Origin of the sequence: Sphingobium sp. UBA5915 (assembly GCF_002431195.1) — a bacterium.
GTDB classification, from domain to species: Bacteria; Pseudomonadota; Alphaproteobacteria; order Sphingomonadales; family Sphingomonadaceae; genus Sphingobium; species Sphingobium soli.
The window spans coordinates 11,921-33,535 of the sequence record NZ_DJDV01000089.1 but is presented as its reverse complement, the minus strand read 5'-3'; the positions used below and the strand labels follow the sequence as shown (position 1 = coordinate 33,535).

Sequence of the window (21,615 nt, the reverse complement as noted above, 5' to 3'; positions counted from 1 at the left end):
AAGATGTGGGTGCTGCGCCGCATCCTCATGCAGATGGGGACGATCGACGCGATGGAGTTCCTGCTCGACAAGATGAAGGACAGCAAGACCAACGAGGATTTCTTCGCGACGATGAACCAGTAAACCCGCGGGGGGTTCATTCTTCACGGACATGGGGCGCTTCGGGCGCCCCATATTGTATCGGAGCGCCGGATCATGCGATGGTTCGGCGTTCTTCCTATCGACGACAGGGACGCAAGGGCCGCTATGATCGACCTATTCGCCACCGCCGCTTCGGCTGCTCAAGGGGTCGGCTCACCTGCCGAAATCTGGCAGCATATCATCCATGATTTCAGCAATATAACCTCGCCATCCGCGCTGTCGGCCTTTGTCCAGGTGTTGATGATCGACGTGCTACTGGCGGGCGACAATGCGATTGTCGTCGGCGCGCTGGCGGCTGGTCTTCCCGCCGCCCAGCGTAAGAAGGTGATCCTGATCGGCATCCTGGCCGCTCTGGTGCTGCGCATCGCCTTTGCGTTGGTGGTCAGCCAGCTGATGCAGATTGTCGGCCTCATTCTGGCCGGCGGTCTGTTGCTGCTCTGGGTCAGCTGGAAGATGTGGCGCGAGCTGCATCCTGCGCGCGGGGCCGATACGCCGGACGATCCCACTGATGACGACGTGTCCGGGCTGCGCCCCGCCAAGAGCTTTGCGGCAGCCGCCTGGGCCGTTGCCGTGGCCGACGTGTCGATGAGCCTCGACAACGTCCTGGCCGTGGCCGGCGCGGCGCGCGACCATCCCGGGATCCTCATGATCGGCTTGGTCCTGTCGGTCGCCCTGATGGGCATCGCGGCCAATGTCATCGCCCATTATATCGAGCGTTTTCGCTGGATCGCCTATCTGGGCCTCGCCGTCATCATCTATGTGGCGTTGAAGATGATCTATGAGGGGTTTGTCGATCAGCAAGTGGGCCTGCTGACCCTGTTTTGATCATATCGGCCCCGCCAGAGCGACGCATACCCCAAGGGATGTGCATCTTTTTTTCGCCTGCTCCTTGATCCCCTTGTCGTGGCTCGGCTACCGCGACCGTATCGGCTTATGCCGAGCGGATCGGCTGGCTGAGGACGGATTAGTGGCAGAATTCTCGAAAATCTTTGACGCGATGCGTGCCACTTCCATGAATGACTGGGTTGGCGGATCGGACCCCGAACAGGTTGGAGACGCCTGCGTCGCCTTGTTTCGAAGTTTGGTTACTTTGAATAGCGAATCCCGCGTCCTCGATTTTGGTTGCGGGATCGGGCGGGGTCTGGTGTCTTTGTACAAGTCTGGCATTCGCCCCAGTCAAGTTGTGGGCATGGACATCATGCCGCCCGTCATAGACTTTTGCGAGCAGCATATTACTCCGCAGTTGCCAAACGTTCGGTTTGAATTGATTGAGGGGGCCAATGATCATTATGATCGGTTTATAGATAAGCGGGACAGGGAAAGCCATGCGGCCCTAGCCAAGAAATATTGCGATCACTTTACGGATGGATACGCATTTTCCGTATTCACCCACGTCACGCAGGATGATTTTGAAACCCTACTGGTCTTTATTTCCGCAATGATGAAACCGGGCGGCCGCTTCTTGCTAACATGTTTCGAGCTCAATGCTTATTCGCGCCATATGGTTATGGCGGGACAGTCCATGTTCCCGCTCGATCGCCAGCGCATGGCGAACGCCGGCGATGTATTCATCGCCAACCCTGAAGATCCACTTGCATTCATCGCCTTCGATGCCAGTCTTATCCGCGCCATGATATGGCGTGCCGGCATGGCTGTGACCAAAGTCAAATATGGGTGCTGGATGGGTGGTGGCATCGGAGATGGTTTGCAAGATCTTATCGTCTGTACGAAGCTTCCGGCGATCAACGATGCGGAGGACGTGCCCATGACGGCATTGGTCAGGCGTGACCCCGTGGTCAACGCGCCCTCGCTGTCGTCACGCGCCAGGAAGCTGTTTGAACGGCTGACCTCTTAAGCGGCTACCGCTACACGCCGTTATTCGCGCGACTTACGGGGCAAGCACGGTAGAGCCAACTGTCTGCCTTGCTTCGAGCATACGATGTGCCTGCGCGGCGTCGGTCAGGGCAAAATGTTGGCCTATTTCGGCCTTGATGATGCCTTGGGCCATGCGGTCAAACAGTCTTTGGGCCGTATGCGTCAGCGCTTCGGGCGTAGCCACATAGTCGAACAGCGTCGGTCGCGTTACGTACAGTGATCCACCGCGGCTTAAATCGAGCAGATTGACAGGCGGGACAGCACCTGAGGCATTGCCATAGCTGACCATCATGCCGCGACGTTTGAGGCTGGCGATCGATGCGTTCCAGCTCGCCTTGCCCACGCCATCATAAACGACATCGACACCATGTCCGTCGGTGATCGCACATATATGATCGGCGAGCGTCTCCATGGGATCATGCAGACTATGGTCCGCATCGACCTTCGCAGCTTTCTGCGCCGAGCCGCTGTGGGCGATGACGATGACGCCCTTGTCCCGCAGCCAGGGAACGAGCACCGATCCCACACCACCCGCGGCGGCATGAACCAATGCCACCTGCCCGGCTTTCAGTGGGAGCACGTCTTCGGCCAAGTAGCAGGCGGTCATGCCCTTCAGCATCATCGCAGCCGCATCCGTGCTGTCAATAGAGTCGGGCAGGGCGACCAGCTGGTCCTGCGACACGACCCAATGGGTGGTGTAGCTGCCCTTGCCCGTGCCGCTCGCCACCCGATCGCCGACGGAAAAGGCGGTGACCCCTGGACCGACCGCCGCTACCCGCCCCGCACCCTCATGGCCCAATGTGAGGGGAAGATCGCCAGGATAAAGGCCAGTGCGAAAATAGGTGTCGATATAATTGAGACCAATGGCCTCGGTCGCCACGAGCACCTGGCCATGGGCCAGAACGGGAGTGTCCATGTCCTCCCGCTCGATCACATCCGGCCCGCCATGCTGCCGGACGATCATGCGATAGGCCTGCGTCAAGACAGATGCTCCGCAAAAAAATCGGCGGTGCGGCCATCGGCCAGAACGGCTGCGGCATCATTCCGACGCTGGCCCATTTCAGTGGCAAAGCCATGATCCAGACCCTCATAATCATGCAACGTCACATGAACATTGTCCTTCAGCCCTTCATGCATCGCTTTCTGCACATCGGGCGTGACGAAATGATCTGCTGTCGGGATATGAAGCATGGTCGGTTTGCCGACCGCGTGCTGTTCGCCCAGCAATCCATCGATGCCGACGCCATAGTAGCCGACAAAGGCGTCGCCGTCGGTCCGACATGCGGCCATGAACGCCAGACGACCTCCCAGGCAATAGCCTACCAGCCCTACCTTGCCGCCGCCGGCCGCGACCCGCGCCGCTTTGATCGTGGCTTCAAGGTCGCGAATACCCTGGTCCTGATTGAACTTCGGCATCAACGCCAACGCCTGGTCCATCTCGTCGGGGACATCCGGATCAAGTTCGATATGCGGATCGATGCGCCAGAACAGGTCGGGCGCGTAGGCGACATAGCCTGCTTTTGCCCAGCCATCGCATTTGCGCTGGATGCCTTCATTGACACCAAATATCTCCTGGATAACGATGATTGCCGCCTTGGCCTCGCCCTCGGGCTTGGCGACATAGGCGTCAAATTGCGCGTCGCTGTCGAACGTGTCGACAGGAATGAATGCACCCATTTCTTGATCCTTTCGCAACGAGTCCCGCACGCATATTGGCCCTGCCATCGGGCGGCACAACCATCGATTCGCCCTAAAAATTAGCATTTGCGCGTCTAACTATCGCATGACAGATGATGTGCATGCATATCAGCCGGAAAGGGCAGGGACATGAAGGTTACCGTTGACGTGGACTGCACCCCGGCGGAGGCCCGCGCCTTTCTCGGATTGCCGGATGTGAGCCCGATACACGACAAATATATCCGCACGATGCTGGATAGTTTTGATGGCATTGGCAGTGTCGAGCAAATGGAAACGTTGCTCAAAAGCTTTTCGCCATTGGGCGACGCCAGCATGCGGATGTTCCAGCAGATGATGAATGTCGGGCTGGCCGGTATGGGCGGCGGCAAGGACGACACAAAGTAGCCGTGCGCGGACCGTCGAGGGATACGATCTTCGCTCTTTCCAGCGGCCCGCCGCCGGCAGGGATTGCCGTCATTCGGGTGAGCGGCGCGCTAGCCGGGACGGCGATGGAGATGCTGGCGCATCGAATGCCCGCCCCCCGACAGGCGAGCCTGGCCTTGCTGCGCGATCCGACGGGCGGAATGCCGCTCGACCGATCCCTCCTTCTTTGGCTGCCGGGACCTCATACCGTCACTGGCGAAGACATGGCGGAGTTTCACTGTCACGGCGGTCGAGCGGTCATCGACGCAGTCGAAGCCGTACTGAGCGCCATTCCCGGACTGCGGCGCGCTCAGCCCGGGGAATTCACGCGCCGGGCATTCGACCATGGGCGTATGGATTTGAACGCGGTGGAGGGATTGTCGGACCTGCTTGCGGCGGAAACGCAAAGTCAGCGCAGGGCGGCCTTGTCCATGGCGGAAGGGCATTTCTCACGACGGATTGACGATTGGCGTGCCCGTTTGCTCGCACTGTCCGCCATGGCGGAAGCGGCTCTGGACTTCTCGGACGAAGATGACGTCCCCGACGCGAGCATCGAAGACGATATTGCGGAGCGATTATCGCTGTTGGAAGGCGATGTTCGAAACGTCCTTTCCGCGCCGTCAGCGGAACGATTGCGGGATGGTATTCGCGTTGTGCTGGCGGGGCCGCCCAATGCAGGCAAATCGACCCTACTCAATGCTTTGGTCGGCCGGGATGCCGCCATCGTGTCGGCCATTGCCGGAACGACACGCGACCGGATTGAGGTGCCGGCCGCGATTGATGGTGTCGCCTATCTCTTCACCGACACCGCCGGGCTCCGAGACGATGTCGGTGACGATATTGAGGCTATCGGTATCGACCGGGCACGGGCTGCGCTTGAGGCGGCGGATATCATTCTTTGGCTAGGGGCGGCGGATGCGATGCCTCGACCCGATGCTATTCTTATAGCTGCCCAGAGCGACCGACAGAATAATGCTCGGCCCGGCTTGCCGGTATCGGCCCTGACCGGCGAAAATATGGGGGCATTATTGGCGGCGCTCGCAGCGCGTGCCGCCACTCTTCTGCCAGGTGAGGGGGACTATGCCCTCCACCGCAGACAACGCGATCTGGTGGTCCGGTTGGCCGACCACCTCCGCGTGGCGCGCGCGCATCATGACCTGCTCATAATCGCGGAAGAATGTCGGCTTGGACGCGCGGTCTTGGACACGCTGACTGGTCAAGCGAGCACGGAGGATATGCTCGACCGCCTTTTTTCGGGTTTCTGCATCGGGAAATAATAATGTTCCACGTGGAACGCTTTTGACCAAATAGCCCCGACTCTGATAAGGGCGACGCATGCATAAACCCTATGATGTGATCGTGGTCGGTGGTGGCCATGCCGGCTGTGAGGCGGCCGCTGCTGCTGCACGCAAGGGCGCTGCTGTAGCGTTGCTGACATTTGACCGATCAACTGTCGGAGCCATGTCCTGCAACCCTGCCATTGGCGGTCTGGGCAAAGGCCATCTCGTGCGCGAAGTCGATGCGTTGGACGGCCTCATGGCCCGCGCGGCAGATGCCGCCGCTATCCATTATCGCATGCTCAACAGCAGCAAGGGTGCTGCGGTGCAGGGACCGCGCGTTCAAGCTGACCGTGTTCGCTATCGGGCCGCCATTCACAGGCTGATCGACGATCTGGATGGTCTGACGATCATTGAGGGTGAGGCGCAGGAACTGCTGCTGGACGCCGGGCAGGTCACTGGCGTCCGGCTAGCCGATGGAAGGATGCTGAACTCATTTGCAATCGTGCTGGCGACTGGCACTTTCCTGGGCGGCAAACTTTTCTGCGGCGACACTCAGGACGTTGGCGGGCGCGTCGGGGAAAGGGCGGCTACCAGTCTCGGAACGCAATTGCGGAGGTTGGATCTGCCGATCGCGCGGTTGAAGACTGGTACGCCACCGCGGCTCGATGGCCGGACGATCGACTGGGCTCGTTTGGAAACGCAGCCATCGGATGACGGCGGGTGGACGATGTCGCCCGTGACGCCAACCCGCATATTGCCGCAATTGGCCTGTGCCATCACGCGGACAAATGATCGAACGCATCGAATCATCCGAGATGGGCTAGGGCGCTCGCCTTTGTTCAGTGGCGCGATTGAGGGGCGGGGACCGCGCTACTGTCCCTCCATTGAGGACAAGGTTCTTCGCTTCGGCGATCGTGACGGGCATCAAATATTCCTCGAACCGGAGGGGCTCGACAGCCCGTTGGTCTATCCCAACGGTATTTCCACCTCTCTGCCGGCTGACATCCAGCGGGACATGATCCGATCAATGGTCGGTCTTGAACGCGCAGAAATCGTCGTAGCGGGCTATGCCGTGGAATATGATCATGTCGACCCGCGCGCGCTCACAAGCGCTTTGGAGCTGCGGGCGGTATCGGGTCTTTTTTGCGCGGGTCAGATCAACGGCACAACGGGCTATGAGGAGGCGGCGGCGCAAGGGCTGGTCGCCGGTGCCAATGCTGCCGCTCATGCGCTAGGACAATCGCCGATGGTCTTGGATCGGGCCAGCTCCTATATCGGCGTTATGATCGACGACCTGGTGCTGCAGGGTGTTACGGAACCCTATCGCATGCTGACGGCGCGCGCGGAATATCGCCTCCGCCTGCGCGCCGACAATGCGGAGACCCGCCTTGGCTCCCTGGGTCTTGCCCATGGCCTGATTGGACCGGATCGTGCGCGACGTCTGCAGCTTCGGTCGGATTGGCGCTCGCGGGTTGAAACTGCGTTGGCCCGGTCGATGACGGCATCTGAAATGGCGAAGGCCGGCGCGGCCGTAAGGCAGGATGGCGCGCGCCGCACGCTGACCGAATGGGCCCGATTCCCTGAGGTCCCGCGGCGCTTGCTCATGACGCTCGCGCCCAGCCTGCAAGATGCGCCGGACGATGTGCGAAACGAATTGCTCGAAGATGCCCATTATGCGCCGTATCTCCTTCGCCAGGAGGCGGAAGTCGCAGCATTGCGGCGGGACGAACGAGTGATCATTGCCGCGGACTTTGACTTTCGATCAGTAGGTGGATTGTCCAGCGAGATGATCGAACGTCTGGAGGCCGCTCGTCCGGATACGTTAGCGGCTGCTGGCCGTATCCGCGGTATCACCCCTGCGGCCTTGGCTGCCATCCTGGTTCATACCCGCCGGATGGCCGCGTGACCGAAGAAGAAGCCAGGGCGTGGCTCCGTTCTCATTTTGATGTTTCACGTGGAACATGGGACCAGCTTGAACGCTTCGTTGCAATCCTGCTGTCCGCCATGGACGAACAGAACCTTATTGCGGAATCGACGCGTGCCCATATCTGGGCAAGGCATATCGTCGATTCTGCCCAGTTGCTGCTTTTGGTCGAAGGCGCTGCTACAGGTACGTGGGTTGATCTGGGTGCGGGGGCGGGATTGCCCGGCATCGTGATTTCATGCCTCGGTAAGCAGCCAGTCCTGATGATCGAAGCCCGCCGCAAGCGCGTGGATTTTCTGAATGCTGTGATCGCAGAGCTTGGCCTGCAACATGCGGACGTGTTCGGCGGTCGCGTCGAGTCCGCGCCGGCAATGCATGCAGCCGTCATCAGCGCGCGCGCTTATGCCCCACTGGACAAATTGCTGCATTCGGCGCTGCATCTTTCCCACAGGAACAGCCTTTGGGTGTTGCCAAAGGGACGAACCGCGAAAAATGAACTGGAGGCCGTGCGCCCATCGTGGCAAGGTGTGTTCCACGTGGAACCGAGTGTAACGGACGCGGACAGCGCCATCATCGTTGCCCGGAATGTCGCGCCCGCCGGCAAGAAGAAAGGTCGTTCATGATCCGCATCGCTATCGCCAACCAGAAGGGTGGGGTTGGGAAGACGACCACGGCGATCAATCTAGCTACCGGTCTTGCCGCCACCGGACTTCGCGTTTTGCTGGTGGATCTTGACCCGCAGGGCAATGCATCGACCGGCCTGGGGGTCGATCAGGCAGCGCGCGAGCGCTCCAGCTATGACTTGCTGGTGGGCAATTGCGCGTTGGACGACAGTATCGTGACGACGCGCGTGCCGAAGCTGGATCTGGTGCCCGCGACCCAGGATTTGTCCGGCGCTGAAATCGAACTGATCGAATATGAGGAGCGGACACACCGGCTCGAGCGGGTATTGTCGGAAGCGCAGCCGGGGCGTTGGGATATATGCCTGATCGACTGTCCGCCGTCATTGGGATTGCTGACCATTAACGCCATGGTGGCGGCGCAGTCGCTGCTCGTGCCATTGCAATGCGAATTTTTCGCGCTCGAAGGTTTGTCGCAATTGCTGCAAACCGTTGAACGCATCCGGGGACGTTTCAACCCTGGCTTGTCGATCATGGGCGTAGCACTCACCATGTATGATCGCCGCAATCGATTGACCGATCAGGTCGCGGATGACGTCCGGGCCTGTTTGGGCGATTTGGTCTTTTCAACCGTCATCCCTCGTAACGTCCGACTGTCTGAAGCGCCGAGCCATGGCGTTCCGGCGCTTATCTACGACTTCCGTTGCTCGGGGTCGGAAGCTTATATGCGTCTGGCGCGGGAGCTGATCGCGCGCCTGCCCCCAGAGGAGGTTGCGGCTTGAGCGAGGATATGACCGAAAAGCCCAAGTCGGCAAAGCGCCCCCAAGGATTGGGTCGTGGCCTGTCTGCTCTATTGGGCGACGTTGCTCGCGAAGAACCGGTTTCTCCCTCTGCGCCCCAGGTCAATGGCAAGGCGGTGCAGAGCATCGAAGTCGCGCTCATCCATCCGCATCCCGAACAGCCGCGCCGCCATTTTGACGATGGCGCCTTGCAGGAACTGGCCGACAGCATCGCCAAACGCGGCGTAATCCAGCCCATCATCGTGCGCCCGCATGGCGGGGGTTTTCAAATCATCGCTGGCGAACGTCGCTGGCGCGCGTCGCAACGGGCGCAACTCCACCGTATTCCTGCGATCGTCCGCGACTTCGACGAGCAGGAAACGCTTGAGATCGCGTTGATAGAAAATATTCAGCGTGAAGACCTGAACCCTATCGAGGAAGCGGAAGCTTATCGAAAGCTGATCGCCGAGTTCAACCATAGCCAAGAGGCGCTCGGTCGTATCGTCGGCAAATCCCGCAGCCATGTCGCCAACCTGATGCGCTTGCTCGACCTGCCGCAGTCGGTGCAGCAGCAGGTTATGCACAGCAAGATCAGCATGGGCCATGCCCGGGCGCTGATCGGCGCGCCCGATTGTGAACGGCTTGCTGGCCAGATCGAGGAGAAGGGCCTGTCGGTCCGCGATACCGAACAGCTGGTTCGCCGCGCCAAAACCGGCAATGATGCGCCTGCGGCACGCTCGATGCGGTCCGATCCCAAGGATAAGGACCCCGACATTGCGGCGCTGGAGCAACATCTGGCGGACATATTAGGCCTGAAAGTGGAGATCGCCCATAGCGGTGCAGCCACCGGGGGCACCTTGTCGATGCGCTACTCGAACCTGGACCAGCTCGATATGCTGTGCCAGCGGCTCTCGGGCGAACGCATCTGACGTCGCTCCTCTCAAGCATTTGGAGCGCCTGAAAAGAGGAGGACGCCGGCCGCTCACTTTTCGAAGTGACTGGCTTTTTCCGGTTGCCGCCCTAGGTTGGCAGCATGGATATACACGCTGCCGCCGCCTCGCCTGCCGTCATTCGTCGCTCGGATTATCGTGTGCCGGACTGGCTGGTGCCCGACGTTACGCTTGATTTTGATCTTGATCCGGCGCTCACGACCGTTCGTGCGAAACTCGCCGTAACGCGCAACGGCGGTCATGACCGACCGCTGCGTCTCGATGGCGACGGACTGGTGCCCTTGGAAGTCAAGGTCGATGGTCGGTCCCTGACACAGGCGGAATGGCATCTGGAAGCCGGCGCGCTCATTCTGCCCTTGCTGGGCGACGCGCATGAGGTGGAAACGCTCGTCGAGCTCGCCCCTGAACGAAATAGCAAGCTGATGGGGCTGTATGCCAGCGGCGGGCTGCTATGCACCCAATGCGAGGCGGAGGGGTTCCGCCGCATAACCTTCTTTCCCGATCGGCCCGATATATTGTCGCGCTACAGCGTGCGCATGGCGGCGGATAAGGCATGTTTTCCAATCCTGCTCGCTAATGGCGATCCAGTAGAGCAGGGTGACGGCGAAGATGGCCGCCACTGGGCGATCTGGAACGATCCCTATCCCAAGCCCTGCTACTTGTTCGCCCTTGTGGCGGGCGACCTGTCCTGCAACCGGGACCGGTTTGTCACCATGAGCGGCCGCGACGTACAGCTTGGGATATGGGTAAAGGACGCCGACCTTCCCCGCACCACCCATGCCATGGAGGCTCTCAAAAACAGCATGGCCTGGGATGAGCGTGTATACGGCCGTGAATATGATCTCAACGTGTTCAATATCGTCGCTGTGGCTGACTTTAATTTTGGCGCGATGGAGAATAAGGGCCTCAACATCTTCAATTCGCGTTATATTCTGGCCGATCCGGATACCGCGACCGACATCGACTATGACGGCGTAGAGGGCGTGGTCGCCCATGAATATTTCCACAATTGGTCGGGAAATCGCGTCACGTGCCGTGACTGGTTTCAGTTGTCATTAAAGGAAGGCTTTACCGTCTTTCGCGACCAGAATTTTTCGGCGGATATGGGCAGCCATGCGGTCAAGCGGATCGAGGATGTCCGCATCCTGCGCGCGGGCCAGTTCCCGGAGGATTCAGGCCCGCTCGCGCACCCAGTGCGGCCTGAATCTTACATGGAAATCAGTAACTTCTACACTGCGACCATCTATAACAAGGGCGCCGAGCTGATCCGGATGATGGCGTTGATGCTTGGACCTGAACGCTTTCGTGCCGGCACGGACCTGTATTTCGACCGGCATGACGGGCAGGCCGCAACCTGTGAGGATTTCGTCCGCGCCATGGAGGATGGCGGCAACATCGACCTCACTCAGTTCCGGCTTTGGTATGAACAGGCAGGCACCCCCCGCGTGCGCGCTCTTCTGTCGCATGACGCCGCTACCGGTCGCGTCGATCTGGTTCTGAGCCAAATCATCCCGCCGACCCCAGGTCAGCCAGAAAAACGGCCGATGGCGATCCCGATCCGCGTTGCCCTGTTCGACCGGGAAAGCCGGGCCAATCATGGCGACGAGACTCTGATGCTGACCCGGTCGGAGCAGCGCTTCACGTTCCAGAATGTCGCCACCGCGCCCGTGCTGTCGATCAATCGCGGCTTTTCCGCGCCGGTGATCGTGAATACCAACCGCAGCCAAGCCGACCTCGCCTTTCTGTCAGCGCATGACGATGATCCGTTCGCCCGCTATGAAGCGATGCAGCAATTGATGGTCAACGTGCTGGTGGGCCAGATCGGCGGCCAGCCGGTGGACGAGACGACGGTGGTCGATGCGGTCCGCCAGACGCTGATCGACCCGGCTTTGGACTCCGCATTCGTGGCGGAGGCGGTCCGTTTGCCCAGCGAAGCCTATCTGGGTGACCAGATGCCTATCGTCGATCCTGATGCGATACACAACGCCCGGAACGCGCTTCAACATCGTATCGGCGCGGAATTGCAGCCGCTATGGCGTGATATGCATGCCCGGCTGCGCGCGAACAGCTTTTCCTTGTCTCCAGCGGCCAAAGGCGCGAGAAAATTACGCAACGCGGCGTTACATTATCTGGTGGCATCGGGCGCGGCGGACGGCCCATTAACGGCCTTTGAGCAGTTCGACAGCGCCGACAACATGACCGAACGTCAGGCCGCACTGGGCATATTGGCGAACGGGGAAAGTCCCGAACGCATCGCTGCCCTCGATATTTTCTATAACCGTTATTGCGCCGATGCGCTGACGCTGGACAAATGGTTCCAGACCCAGGCCTTCGCTTTGCACCCTGATACGGTGGACCTTGTGGAGGAACTGGGCCGACATAAGGATTTCACCCTCAACAACCCGAACCGGGTTCGCGCGCTTTATGGCGCTTTTTCGGGCAATCAGTGGGCGTTTCATCATCGCTCGGGCAAGGGATATCGGCTCGTCGCCGACTGCATCCTCGCCCTGGATGCCATCAACCCGCAGACAGCAGCGCGCTTGGTGCCTCCGCTTGGCCGCTGGAAAAGGTTCGATGCGCAGCGTGCCGCCCTGATGCAAGCGCAGCTTCAACGCATTCTGTCTCGGCCGGGCTTGTCGAAAGACGTGATGGAACAGGTCCGCAAGAGCCTGAATTGAGAAACTTGGCAGGATGTCCCGGCGGCCTGTGCCTTAGTCCTTCATCGCCGCAACCCAAGCGGCGACATCAGTCGCCACCTGATTGGCCGCCGCATTGAGCGGGGCGCCGACGCTGGTCGCATTGATCTTCCCGCCGACCGGCGCGCTGGCGGTAAATCGCTGACGCGCCAATGCGACTCCGCTCGGCGTCATCAGCATCGCGTCATAGGTCACGATCGCGCTCTGCTGTGCTTCGTCGATACCGAAATCGATCAGTTCGCCCGTCAGCCGCTGGCCACCATCGCCCGAAAATTGGCCCGTATCCAGAACCACGCGGTTGGTCGTGGCCGAAATCGTCTCCGCCAACAGACGGCGGAACAGGTGACGCGGCGTATCGGCCCATTGCACATCGGTCACATAGGCAACTGACGTCGGGCTCGTCTGGACAGGCACTCGAACCGTATCGACTGTCTTTGGCGCTTCAGGCTCGGTCACGATCAGCGTCCGCCCGTTTCCCGCGACGCGCGGCGTGCCGGACGGCACCTTGTGCGCAGCATCGAGCGACAGCAGCCGCTCGGGCGGCTTGCCCCCGAAAGATACGCAGCCCGACAGCAGGAAAGCCGCGGCCAGCACCGCCGTGACACCATGGGGTTTCGCGTGGAACATGCGCCTCATCCTTATCTTCCTCATGGCTTGTAATCGGGCAATTTGGGCGATCCGACGATCGACCCGGCGCCTTGCTGGTCGAGCTTTTCAGCAACGCCACGGAACGCGCGCGACATTTCCCGCAGGTCGCGTACCAGCTGATTGACTTCCGGCATGGTCTGCGTGCTGAAACTCTTCACGCCAGGCTGCGCCTCGCCAATCGTCTTGTCGAGTGTGTCGATGCTGCGGGTTGCGGACTGCACGGTCTTGCGCAGGTCGGCCATCAACGGTTTGCCCTGTTCATTCAGCAGCGAATCCGTCGTCGCGGCCAGCTTGCCGATCTGCTCGACGGCAACACCGGTGCGTTGGACAGCAATGCGGGCTTCCGCCAGGGTCGCGGCGATTTCAGGGCTGCGGTCGGCCAGCGATCCCGAAATACGCTCCACATTGGCCAGGATGCCCGCAATCGATTGCTGATTCTTGTCGTCGAGCAATTCGGTGAGGCGTTCGGTCAGTGTGGACAGACGCTCCAGCAGCTGCGGCGCATTGTTGAGCAGTTCGCCCAGCGCGCCGGGCTTGGTCGGTATGACAGGCACGCCATCCGGGCAGGCCGCCGGGGCATTTTGCGCGGGGCACTGGATGGGCGGGGCGCCCTTCACCGCGCCGTCCAGCACGATCTCACTCACCCCTGTAAAGCCAACGCCCTGAATCGTGGCGGTGGTGCCTTGCAGGATAGGGGTGCCATCCCGGACGGAGATACGCACCTTCACGAAGCTAGGGTCGCGCTTCCACAATTCGATCTTTTCGACCTGGCCGGACGGCACGCCGGCATAGTTGACGCCCGATCCTTTCGCCAGGCCACTGACCGACTGCTTGAAAAAGATGTCATATTCCTTGTTGTCGCCTTGCGACAGGCGCGAAAACCAGAAGGCGGCAATCATGATCGCGGCCAGCAACAACAGCGTGACCGTGCCGACCAGCACATGGTTGGAGCGGGTTTCCATATCCTATTGCCTTCCCTCGGGCGACGCGGACGCCACCTTGTTCTTTTCGCGTTCCACCGCCGCTGTGGCGGCCCGGCCTCTTGGGCCATTGAAATATTCCTGAATCCACGGGTGATCCAGCGCCAGCAATTCCTCGATCGTGCCCACGGCGATCACCTTCTTGTCCGCCAGCACGGCGACCCGGTCGCAAATCGAATAGAGCGTGTCGAGATCATGGGTGATGAGGAAGACGGTCAACCCCAGTGTCTGTTGCAGCCTGCGAGTCTGATCATCGAACGCGGCCGCGCCGATCGGGTCCAGGCCAGCTGTGGGTTCGTCCAGGAACAACAAATCGGGGTCCAGCGCCAATGCGCGCGCCAGTCCGGCGCGCTTGCGCATGCCGCCGGACAGTTCGGCCGGATATTTGGGGCCAGCCTCGACCGGCAGGCCGGTCATGCGGATCTTGTAGGCGGCGATCTCCTCGCGCAGCTTCGGCCCGATATTGGGGTAATATTCGCGGATCGGCACTTCGACATTTTCCGCGACCGTGAGCGTTGAAAACAGCGCGCCGCCCTGAAACAGAACGCCCCAGCGCTTGCGGACTGCCAGCGCTTCATCGTCAAGGCGGCCGACCATGGCCTCGCCAAACACGCGCACATCGCCTTCATCCGGGGTCTGCAACCCGATGATGGACCGCATCAAGACGGATTTGCCTGTGCCTGATCCGCCCACGACCCCCAGTATCTCGCCCTTGCGCACGTCGAGGTCGAGTTTTTCGTGCACAACCTGATCGCCGAAACTGTTGCGCAGGCCGCGCACGCGGATTGCAACCCCGTCTTGCGCGATGGCGTCATCGACGCGCCGTTCGTCGGCCTGCTGCATGTCCATCTCGCTCATCAGTTCCACCCGACCCAGGTGAAGAAGACGGCGAAGAAGGCGTCGATCACGATAACGAGGAAAATTGCCTGAACCACGGCTGCGGTGGTGCGCAGGCCGACTTCCTCGGCATTGGCCTTGACCTGCATACCTTGATAGCAGCCCGATAGCGCGATGATGATGCCGAACACCGGCGCCTTGATCAATCCGACCCACAGGTCGGTGATTGGCACGACTTCGCGCAGCCGCTGGACAAAGGTGATGGGCGGAATGTCGAGCGCAACAGCGCACAGGAACCCGCCGCCGATGACCGCGACGATGGACGCGTAGAAACCCAGCAGCGGCATCATCACCACCACCGCCAATGTGCGCGGCATGACCAGCGCTTCCATCGGCGACACGCCGATGGTGCGCATCGCGTCGATTTCCTCGGTCAGCTTCATCGTGCCAAGCTGTGCGGCAAAAGCCGAACCGGATCGGCCGGCAACCATGATCGCGGTCATCAACACGCCCAGTTCGCGGAACGTCAGGCGTCCAACCAGGTTGATGGTCAGCATTTCCATGCCGAACTGGCGCAACTGCACCGACCCTTGCTGGGCGATGACGATGCCGATCAGGAAACTCATCAGGCCGATAATGCCCAGGGCCGACACCCCCACCACTTCGAACCGCTGGACGACCGCATTGACGCGAAACCGGCTTGGATGCCGGATCAGCCCCCATGCCGCAACCAGGCTGGCCCCGAAAAAGCCGAGCAGGCCCATCAAGGTTGTCCCGGCGCTGATCACTGCATCGCCAATCTGGCCGACGACGCGCGTCAGCGGCGACACCTTGTCCGGGCGGAGGGAAAACGGCTCGTCCAGCGTACCGACCGCCTCTATCAGCCTCTTTGCATCTTCGTTCGCGCCGGTGATTGGCGCGTTCAATCGCTTGGCCGCGCTATGCACGGTCCATGCGCCGATCGTGTCGATATGATCGACCTGCGACACGTCGACAGCATTGATCGGCCCCTGCACAGCGTCCAGGCGGGCAGGCAGATCATGAAGGCACGCTATGGCCAGGTTTCCCGAAAGCCGTATTACCGTGCCGCCATCGCGTTGCTCTTCTATGAGATCGGCGGCTTTGTTCATCAGGGCGATTTAGTGGTCCATTATCGGTTGCACGGCAAGCCGAAACGGCCCATCCGCAGGTCAGAACGAAGGGCTGAGGCAAAAGTTTCGGATACGGCATGACGCATCTTCTGGCGATCTATGACATGGACCGCACGGTCACGGTCACGGGCACCTATACCGGTTTCCTGATTCACGTTGCCCGCGCCATGGCGCCGTGGCGGCTGATCCTGCTGCCCTGCGTCGTTTTGCTGATGCTGGCCTATGTCGTGAAGCTCATCAGCCGCCAGCGGCTCAAGGAGCTGAATCAGGCGCTGATGGTCGGCTACAATGTCGAACGCGCCCGCTTGATGCCGCATGTCGAAAGCTATGCCGACAAGGTGATCGCCGCCAATGTGCGCCAGGGCGCGTTGGCGCAGATCGCGCAAGACCGCGCGGACGGCTACACTCTGGTGCTCGCCACCGCATCCTATCGCCTCTATGTCGAACCGATCGCCCGCCGGCTGGGGTTCGACGCCGTCATCGCCACGGATCATCTCAGCCAGGATCTGCGCTACGTCCGTGCCAAGATCGCCGGCGAAAATTGCTACGACACCGGCAAATTGCGCATGATCAAGGCATGGATGGCGGCCCGGGCGATCGACCGCAGCGACGCGCATATCCGGGCCTATTCCGACCATGTCTCGGACGCGCCGATGCTGGAATTTGCCGACCTGCCCTTTGCCGCCAATCCCCACCGCCGCCTTGCCCTGCTGGCGCAGGCGCGCGGCTGGCCGCGAGTAGACTGGGACTGACCACCTATACCACGCGGGCCGGCAGCGGCTCGCCGGCGAAATGCGCGGCCAGATTGGCGCGCAGCGTTTCGAGCATCCGGCCCACCGCCTCATGCGTCGCGCCGCCGGTATGGGGCGTCAGCACGATGTTCGGCACGTCCTTCCACCGCGCGGGATCGGTCGGTTCAGGATCGAACACGTCCAGCGCCGCGCCGCCCAGCCGCCCCGATGTCAGCGCCTCGATCAGCGCCGCCTCCTGAACCAGCTGACCCCGCGCGACATTGACCAGCAGCCCGTCTGCGCCGACCGCCTCCATGATCGCAGCATCGATCATGCCGCGATTGTTTTCGTCCGCTCGGCACGCGACGATCACGATATCGCTTTGCCGGGCCAGCGCCATCAGGCTGTCGGCGCGCGGCCAGGCCAGGCCCGGCTTGGGGCGTGGTCCCCACCAGCCGATCTGCATCTTCATCGCCTGCGCCCGTTCCGCAATGGCGATGCCGATTGCGCCCATGCCGACAATCCCCAGCCGCGCGCTGCCCATCGACCATGTGCGTGTCTTCGCCTCGATCGTCCATTGGCCAGCCCGCAGATGCCGGTCGCCGCCGACGATCCAGCGGCGATGCGCGATCATCAGGCCGATCGCATGGTCGGCGACATCGTCGGCATTGGCTGCGCCCGCATGGGCGACGGCAATGCCGCGCGTTCGCGCCAGCTCCAGGTCCACGCCGTCATAGCCGACAGTGAAGCAGGCAATCAGGCGCAGCTGCGGCATCGCATCGACCAGCGCCCGGTCGAGCGGGAACTCCCCGGCCCACACGATCGCATCGACGCGGGCGAGCACTGCCGGGTCCGGGTCGTCCCACAGCGCGATCACATCATATTCGGCGCGCAGCACGGGTAACAACGGCGCCAGCAGCGGCTGCCCCACCAACAACGAGGGTCTGGTCATGCCGCTCAGCCTATCTGCCGCAGCGCCTGCGCGAAATCGGCGATCAGATCGTCGGCATCCTCGCAGCCGATCGAAATGCGCACCATATTGTCGCCGATCGCCAGCGCCTTCTTGCGCTCGGCCGGCACCGACAAATGGGTCATCGCCGCCGGGTGGCTGGCCAGCGTTTCAGTGCCGCCCAGGCTGACCGCCAGCTTGGCGATCTTGAGCGCGTCGAGGAAGGCGAAGGCTTCGGCTTCTCCGCCTTTCAAGTAGAGCGAAAAGGTCGATCCGGCGCCGGTGCAATGCCGCCTGTAAATGTCCGCTTGGCGCTCGGTTTCGGGAAAGCCCAGATAGACGACCTTCTCCACCTGCGGCTGGTCGCGCAGCCAGGCGCACACCTTGGCGGCATTCTCGCCCGCCCGGCTCATCCGCAGTTCCAGCGTCTCCAGGCTGCGCAGCAGCATCCAGGCGCTGTGCGGGTCCAATATGGTGCCGATCGTGTTGCGCATCAGGCGGATGGTATTGATCAGCACATTGCTGCCCAGCACGCCGCCCGCCACAAGATCGCTATGGCCGCCGGCATATTTGGTGAGGCTGTAGATGACCAAGTCCGCGCCATGGGCGATCGGCTTGTGCCATAGCGGACCAAGGAATGTATTATCGATGGCGATCGGCGGCACATGGTCCACCCCGGCGAACACGGAGTCGCGCCGCGCGACTACCGCTTCTAAATCGACCAGGACATTGGTCGGATTGGCCGGACTTTCCAGATAGATCATCGCCACCCGGCCCAGCCCCTTGGCCTGCTCGATCACCGCGCCAATCTCCTCGGCAGTCGCGCCAGCCGGGAAGTCGACCCATTGCACGCCGAACTTGCCCAGAATGCGCCCGATCAGCGATTCGGTCGCGGCATAGAGCGGCGCGCTGTGGACGATGACGTCGCCCGGCTGCACCAGCGCCAGCAGGGTGGTGGCGATCGCCGACATGCCGCTGGAAAAGAGCAGCGCGTCCTCGGCTTCCTCCCACACCGATAGCCGGTCCTCGCAAATTTCCTGATTGGGGCCGTTGAACCGCGAATAGACCAGCCCCTCCGCGCCGCCGGGGCGGATGCCCGTCACGCCCTCGAAATGCCGCTTGCCCGCCGCCGCGCTTTCAAAGGCGAAAGTGGAGGTGAGGAAGATCGGCGGCTTCAAAGACCCTTCCGACAGTGTCGGGTCATAGCCATGGCCCATCATCAAGGTCGCGGGCTTGAGCTTGCGGCCGTCGATTTCCAGGATGGACGCCTTGGGACGGCGGCGGTTGCCGGTGGCTTCGACGCCGCTCAGGTCGGCTTCGGTGACGGGGGGCGGGGTTTCGCCGGTCATGATCATGTCTCCTGCTTCGCGACGTCTGCAGCGCCGCTGATGATGGACCGGAGTGTAACGCAGGAGCGGGGGCGGGGGCCAGAGGGTCGGGACATAATATTTCGCTGCCAAGCATGTTAATTGCCAAGGACGGATGGCTGGACGAGAGGGTGACGAAGGCCATAGGCGCACCTACATTCCCGACGATGCCCGTCACGCTCCCCCCCATTATCGGCAACTGGTTCGACGCGCGCGGCTGGCGTCCGCGCCGGCATCAGATGGAAATGCTGGCGGCGGCACGGCAGGGCGATCATGCGCTGCTGGTCGCGCCCACCGGCGCGGGCAAGACGCTGGCCGGCTTCCTGCCGACGTTGGCTGATCTTATCGACCATCCCACCGAGGGCCTGCACACCCTCTATGTCTCGCCGCTCAAGGCGCTGGCCGTCGATGTCCGTCGCAACCTGCTGACGCCGATCGAGGAAATGGGCCTGCCCATCCGCGTGGAAACCCGCACCGGCGACACGCCCTCCGACCGAAAGGCGCGGCAGCGCGCCCGCCCACCGCAGATATTGCTCACGACGCCCGAATCGCTGTCCCTGCTGCTCAGCTATCCTGACGCACAGATCATGTTCGCCCATCTGCGGACCATAATCGTCGATGAAGTTCATGCCTTTGCCACCCAGAAGCGCGGCGACTTGCTCAACCTGTCGATGGCGCGGCTTCAGACGATCAACCCCGATCTGCGCCGTGTCGCTCTGTCCGCGACGGTCGCCGATGTCGACGCCTATCGCGCCTGGCTCGCGCCTGATGGCGATATCGGCGCGGTGACGCCGGTGCTGGGGGAGGCCGGCGCGGACCCCCATGTCGCCATCCTCATTCCCGAAGGCCGCGTTCCCTGGTCGGGCCATTCGGGCCGCTACGCCGCCGCGCAGGTCATGGCGGAAATCCAGTCGCGCGGCACCACCCTGATCTTCTGCAACACCCGCGGGCTTGCCGAACTCATCTTCCAGGACCTCTGGTCGGCCAACGACGCGAACCTGCCGATCGGCATCCATCATGGCAGCCTGTCGATCGAGGCGCGACGCAAGGTGGAGAGCGCGATGGCGGCGGGCAAGTTGCGCGCGCTGGTCGCGACCGCCTCACTCGACCTCGGCGTCGATTGGGGCAATGTCGATTGCGTCATCCAGATGGGCGCGCCCAAGGGCAGCTCGCGCCTGCTCCAGCGGATCGGCCGCGCCAATCACCGGCTCGACATGGCCTCGCAAGCGATCCTCATTCCCGGCAATCGCTTCGAATATCTGGAAGCGCGCGCCGCGCTCGACGCGGTGGAGGCTGGCGAACGCGACGCCGATGATTTCCGTCCCGGCAGCCTCGACGTGCTGGCCCAGCATGTCATGGGGCTTGCCTGTGCCGGGCCGTTCCGCGCGGAGGATTTGCTCAAGGAGGTGCAATCCGCCACTCCCTATAGCGCGCTGACCGCCGAAGCGTTCGATCATGTCCTTCACTTCATCGAAGGCGGGGGGTACGCCCTGCGCGCCTATGACCGGTTCAAGCGGCTGACCAGAGAACAGGACGGGACCTGGCGCGTATCCCATCCCCGCTTCATTCAGCAGCACCGCCTGAACGCAGGCATCATCGTCGATCAGCCCGCACTCGCCGTACGCTTCGCCAATGGCCGCAAGCTTGGCACTGTGGAGGAAGGCTTTGCCGCGCAACTCCGCCCCGGCGACAGTTTCTTTTTTTCCGGCATGGCGCTGGAGGTCGTGCGCATGGACACGAGCGACCTCACCGTGCGCGCCACGTCAAAACAGGCGCGCGTGCCCAGTTGGGGCGGGTCGCGCATGGCGATGTCCACGCGCCTGGCCGACCGCGTGCGGAATTTCCTGGCCGAACCGCAGGAATGGAATCGCTTTCCGCAGGACGTGCGCGAATGGCTGGAAATGCAGCAGGCCCGCTCGGTCCTGCCGCAGCCGGGGCAATTGCTGATCGAAACCTTCCCGCATGAAGGGCGGCATTATCTTATCTGCTACAGTTTCGAAGGCTGGAATGCGCATCAGTCGCTCGGCATGTTGCTCACGCGCCGCATGGACGCGCAGGGGCTGATGCCACTGGGCTTCGTCGCCAACGACTATGCGCTGGCGGTCTATGGCCTCAAGCCCGTCACTGACCCCAGGAGCCTGTTTTCGGCTGACATATTGGACCATGAATTTATCGACTGGGTCGAACAGTCAAGCCTGCTCAAGCGCGCATTTCGCGATGTCGCTGTGATCTCCGGTCTCATCGAGCGGCAGCATCCGGGCAAGCGCAAGACCGGGCGGCAAGTCACCTTCTCCACCGACCTCATCTATGATGTGCTGCGCAAATATCAGCCTGACCATCTGCTCATCAAGGCGGCCTGGGCCGACGCGCGCGCGCGCATGACCGACGTGGGGCGTCTGGGCGACCTGATCGACCGCGCGGCGACCACGATGCTGCATATCACGCTGGACCGCGTCAGCCCGCTCGCGGTGCCGGTGCTGATCCTGATCGGGCGCGAGCAGGTGGCGCAACAGGCGGCCGAGGACGCGCTGCTGATGGAGGCCGAAGCGCTGGTCAACGAAGCGATGCGTGCCGATTAAGTCCGCTG

19 protein-coding genes are annotated in these 21,615 nt (G+C 61.9%); 11 read left to right on the top strand and 8 right to left on the bottom strand.

Annotation, left to right across the window (positions count from 1 at the left end):
• The first annotated feature begins 246 nt into the window (after positions 1 to 246).
• Positions 247 to 966 (top strand): YjbE family putative metal transport protein, encoded by a 720-nt coding sequence (locus B2V90_RS15335; RefSeq protein ID WP_037543696.1) that lies wholly within the window; start codon positions 247 to 249, stop codon positions 964 to 966.
• A 142-nt stretch (positions 967 to 1,108) separates the two neighbouring features.
• Entirely contained in the window at positions 1,109 to 1,996 is an 888-nt protein-coding gene (locus tag B2V90_RS15330; protein ID WP_293922098.1) for a class I SAM-dependent methyltransferase, read from the top strand.
• Between the two features lie 33 nt (positions 1,997 to 2,029).
• On the opposite strand, the gene B2V90_RS15325 is transcribed toward B2V90_RS15330, so the two are convergent.
• The gene (locus B2V90_RS15325; RefSeq protein WP_228221532.1) at positions 2,030 to 2,980 is read right to left on the bottom strand and encodes a quinone oxidoreductase family protein; all 951 of its coding nucleotides are present in this window, start codon (positions 2,978 to 2,980) and stop codon (positions 2,030 to 2,032) included.
• Between the two features lie 14 nt (positions 2,981 to 2,994).
• Positions 2,995 to 3,693, bottom strand: coding sequence for a dienelactone hydrolase family protein (locus B2V90_RS15320; protein ID WP_228221412.1), 699 nt, complete (start codon positions 3,691 to 3,693; stop codon positions 2,995 to 2,997).
• A gap of 150 nt (positions 3,694 to 3,843) precedes the next feature.
• On the opposite strand from B2V90_RS15320, the gene B2V90_RS15315 reads away from it, so the two are divergent.
• From B2V90_RS15315 to pepN, 7 genes are all read left to right on the top strand, one after another.
• Positions 3,844 to 4,098: a DUF6489 family protein gene (locus B2V90_RS15315; RefSeq protein WP_009823282.1), complete on the top strand. Its 255-nt coding sequence runs from the start codon at positions 3,844 to 3,846 to the stop codon at positions 4,096 to 4,098.
• A gap of 2 nt (positions 4,099 to 4,100) precedes the next feature.
• Complete coding sequence (mnmE, locus tag B2V90_RS15310) at positions 4,101 to 5,393, top strand: tRNA uridine-5-carboxymethylaminomethyl(34) synthesis GTPase MnmE (protein ID WP_228221411.1); 1,293 nt, start codon at positions 4,101 to 4,103, stop codon at positions 5,391 to 5,393.
• A 58-nt stretch (positions 5,394 to 5,451) separates the two neighbouring features.
• On the top strand, positions 5,452 to 7,302 hold the full coding sequence (mnmG, locus tag B2V90_RS15305) for a tRNA uridine-5-carboxymethylaminomethyl(34) synthesis enzyme MnmG (RefSeq protein WP_228221410.1): 1,851 nt from the start codon (positions 5,452 to 5,454) through the stop codon (positions 7,300 to 7,302).
• Positions 7,299 to 7,943: a 16S rRNA (guanine(527)-N(7))-methyltransferase RsmG gene (gene rsmG, locus B2V90_RS15300; RefSeq protein ID WP_228221409.1), complete on the top strand. Its 645-nt coding sequence runs from the start codon at positions 7,299 to 7,301 to the stop codon at positions 7,941 to 7,943. The genes mnmG and rsmG overlap by 4 nt, the downstream gene beginning before the upstream one ends.
• Positions 7,940 to 8,722, top strand: a complete 783-nt coding sequence (locus tag B2V90_RS15295) for a ParA family protein (protein WP_009823278.1) — start codon at positions 7,940 to 7,942, stop codon at positions 8,720 to 8,722. Before rsmG ends, B2V90_RS15295 begins: the two co-directional genes overlap by 4 nt.
• Before the next feature lie 8 nt (positions 8,723 to 8,730).
• Positions 8,731 to 9,648: a ParB/RepB/Spo0J family partition protein gene (locus B2V90_RS15290; RefSeq protein ID WP_414711612.1), complete on the top strand. Its 918-nt coding sequence runs from the start codon at positions 8,731 to 8,733 to the stop codon at positions 9,646 to 9,648.
• A 104-nt stretch (positions 9,649 to 9,752) separates the two neighbouring features.
• Complete coding sequence (gene pepN, locus B2V90_RS15285) at positions 9,753 to 12,347, top strand: aminopeptidase N (protein ID WP_293922091.1); 2,595 nt, start codon at positions 9,753 to 9,755, stop codon at positions 12,345 to 12,347.
• 33 nt (positions 12,348 to 12,380) lie between these two features.
• On the opposite strand, the gene B2V90_RS15280 is transcribed toward pepN, so the two are convergent.
• From B2V90_RS15280 to B2V90_RS15265, 4 genes are read right to left on the bottom strand one after another with little or no spacing between them, the layout of a single operon-like run.
• Positions 12,381 to 12,992, bottom strand: a complete 612-nt coding sequence (locus B2V90_RS15280; protein WP_228221406.1) for an ABC-type transport auxiliary lipoprotein family protein — start codon at positions 12,990 to 12,992, stop codon at positions 12,381 to 12,383.
• Between the two features lie 20 nt (positions 12,993 to 13,012).
• A complete protein-coding gene (locus tag B2V90_RS15275) occupies positions 13,013 to 13,975 on the bottom strand; it encodes an MlaD family protein (protein WP_009823274.1) in 963 nt (320 codons plus the stop codon).
• Positions 13,976 to 13,978: 3 nt separating this feature from the next.
• Positions 13,979 to 14,836, bottom strand: a complete 858-nt coding sequence (locus tag B2V90_RS15270) for an ABC transporter ATP-binding protein (protein ID WP_414711611.1) — start codon at positions 14,834 to 14,836, stop codon at positions 13,979 to 13,981.
• Between the two features lie 14 nt (positions 14,837 to 14,850).
• On the bottom strand, positions 14,851 to 15,960 hold the full coding sequence (locus tag B2V90_RS15265) for an ABC transporter permease (protein ID WP_293922087.1): 1,110 nt from the start codon (positions 15,958 to 15,960) through the stop codon (positions 14,851 to 14,853).
• 98 nt (positions 15,961 to 16,058) lie between these two features.
• Between B2V90_RS15265 and B2V90_RS15260 the strand changes: the two genes are divergently transcribed.
• Positions 16,059 to 16,733, top strand: coding sequence for an HAD family hydrolase (locus B2V90_RS15260; protein ID WP_228221403.1), 675 nt, complete (start codon positions 16,059 to 16,061; stop codon positions 16,731 to 16,733).
• A gap of 4 nt (positions 16,734 to 16,737) precedes the next feature.
• On the opposite strand, the gene B2V90_RS15255 is transcribed toward B2V90_RS15260, so the two are convergent.
• Positions 16,738 to 17,664 carry a 2-hydroxyacid dehydrogenase gene (locus B2V90_RS15255; RefSeq protein ID WP_228221402.1) on the bottom strand — a complete coding sequence of 309 codons (927 nt, stop codon included), beginning with the start codon at positions 17,662 to 17,664 and terminating at the stop codon, positions 16,738 to 16,740.
• A 5-nt stretch (positions 17,665 to 17,669) separates the two neighbouring features.
• Positions 17,670 to 19,010: a cystathionine gamma-synthase family protein gene (locus B2V90_RS15250; RefSeq protein WP_228221401.1), complete on the bottom strand. Its 1,341-nt coding sequence runs from the start codon at positions 19,008 to 19,010 to the stop codon at positions 17,670 to 17,672.
• A gap of 185 nt (positions 19,011 to 19,195) precedes the next feature.
• Here B2V90_RS15250 and B2V90_RS15245 point away from each other — a divergent pair, with 185 nt between their 5' ends.
• Positions 19,196 to 21,607, top strand: coding sequence for a ligase-associated DNA damage response DEXH box helicase (locus tag B2V90_RS15245; RefSeq protein ID WP_228221531.1), 2,412 nt, complete (start codon positions 19,196 to 19,198; stop codon positions 21,605 to 21,607).
• The last annotated feature ends 8 nt before the right edge of the window (positions 21,608 to 21,615 follow it).

Coding starts and splice junctions, on each gene's coding strand:
- B2V90_RS15265 (WP_293922087.1), bottom strand. CDS start 15,960: ATGAACAAAGCCGCCGATCTCATAGAAGAGCAACGCGATGGCGGCACG.
- B2V90_RS15245 (WP_228221531.1), top strand. CDS start 19,196: ATGCCCGTCACGCTCCCCCCCATTATCGGCAACTGGTTCGACGCGCGC.
- mnmG (WP_228221410.1), top strand. CDS start 5,452: ATGCATAAACCCTATGATGTGATCGTGGTCGGTGGTGGCCATGCCGGC.
- B2V90_RS15325 (WP_228221532.1), bottom strand. CDS start 2,980: ATGATCGTCCGGCAGCATGGCGGGCCGGATGTGATCGAGCGGGAGGAC.
- B2V90_RS15275 (WP_009823274.1), bottom strand. CDS start 13,975: ATGGAAACCCGCTCCAACCATGTGCTGGTCGGCACGGTCACGCTGTTG.
- B2V90_RS15320 (WP_228221412.1), bottom strand. CDS start 3,693: ATGGGTGCATTCATTCCTGTCGACACGTTCGACAGCGACGCGCAATTT.
- B2V90_RS15290 (WP_414711612.1), top strand. CDS start 8,731: ATGACCGAAAAGCCCAAGTCGGCAAAGCGCCCCCAAGGATTGGGTCGT.
- pepN (WP_293922091.1), top strand. CDS start 9,753: ATGGATATACACGCTGCCGCCGCCTCGCCTGCCGTCATTCGTCGCTCG.
- B2V90_RS15280 (WP_228221406.1), bottom strand. CDS start 12,992: ATGTTCCACGCGAAACCCCATGGTGTCACGGCGGTGCTGGCCGCGGCT.
- B2V90_RS15335 (WP_037543696.1), top strand. CDS start 247: ATGATCGACCTATTCGCCACCGCCGCTTCGGCTGCTCAAGGGGTCGGC.
- B2V90_RS15270 (WP_414711611.1), bottom strand. CDS start 14,836: ATGCAGCAGGCCGACGAACGGCGCGTCGATGACGCCATCGCGCAAGAC.
- B2V90_RS15255 (WP_228221402.1), bottom strand. CDS start 17,664: ATGACCAGACCCTCGTTGTTGGTGGGGCAGCCGCTGCTGGCGCCGTTG.
- B2V90_RS15315 (WP_009823282.1), top strand. CDS start 3,844: ATGAAGGTTACCGTTGACGTGGACTGCACCCCGGCGGAGGCCCGCGCC.
- B2V90_RS15260 (WP_228221403.1), top strand. CDS start 16,059: ATGACGCATCTTCTGGCGATCTATGACATGGACCGCACGGTCACGGTC.
- B2V90_RS15295 (WP_009823278.1), top strand. CDS start 7,940: ATGATCCGCATCGCTATCGCCAACCAGAAGGGTGGGGTTGGGAAGACG.
- B2V90_RS15250 (WP_228221401.1), bottom strand. CDS start 19,010: ATGACCGGCGAAACCCCGCCCCCCGTCACCGAAGCCGACCTGAGCGGC.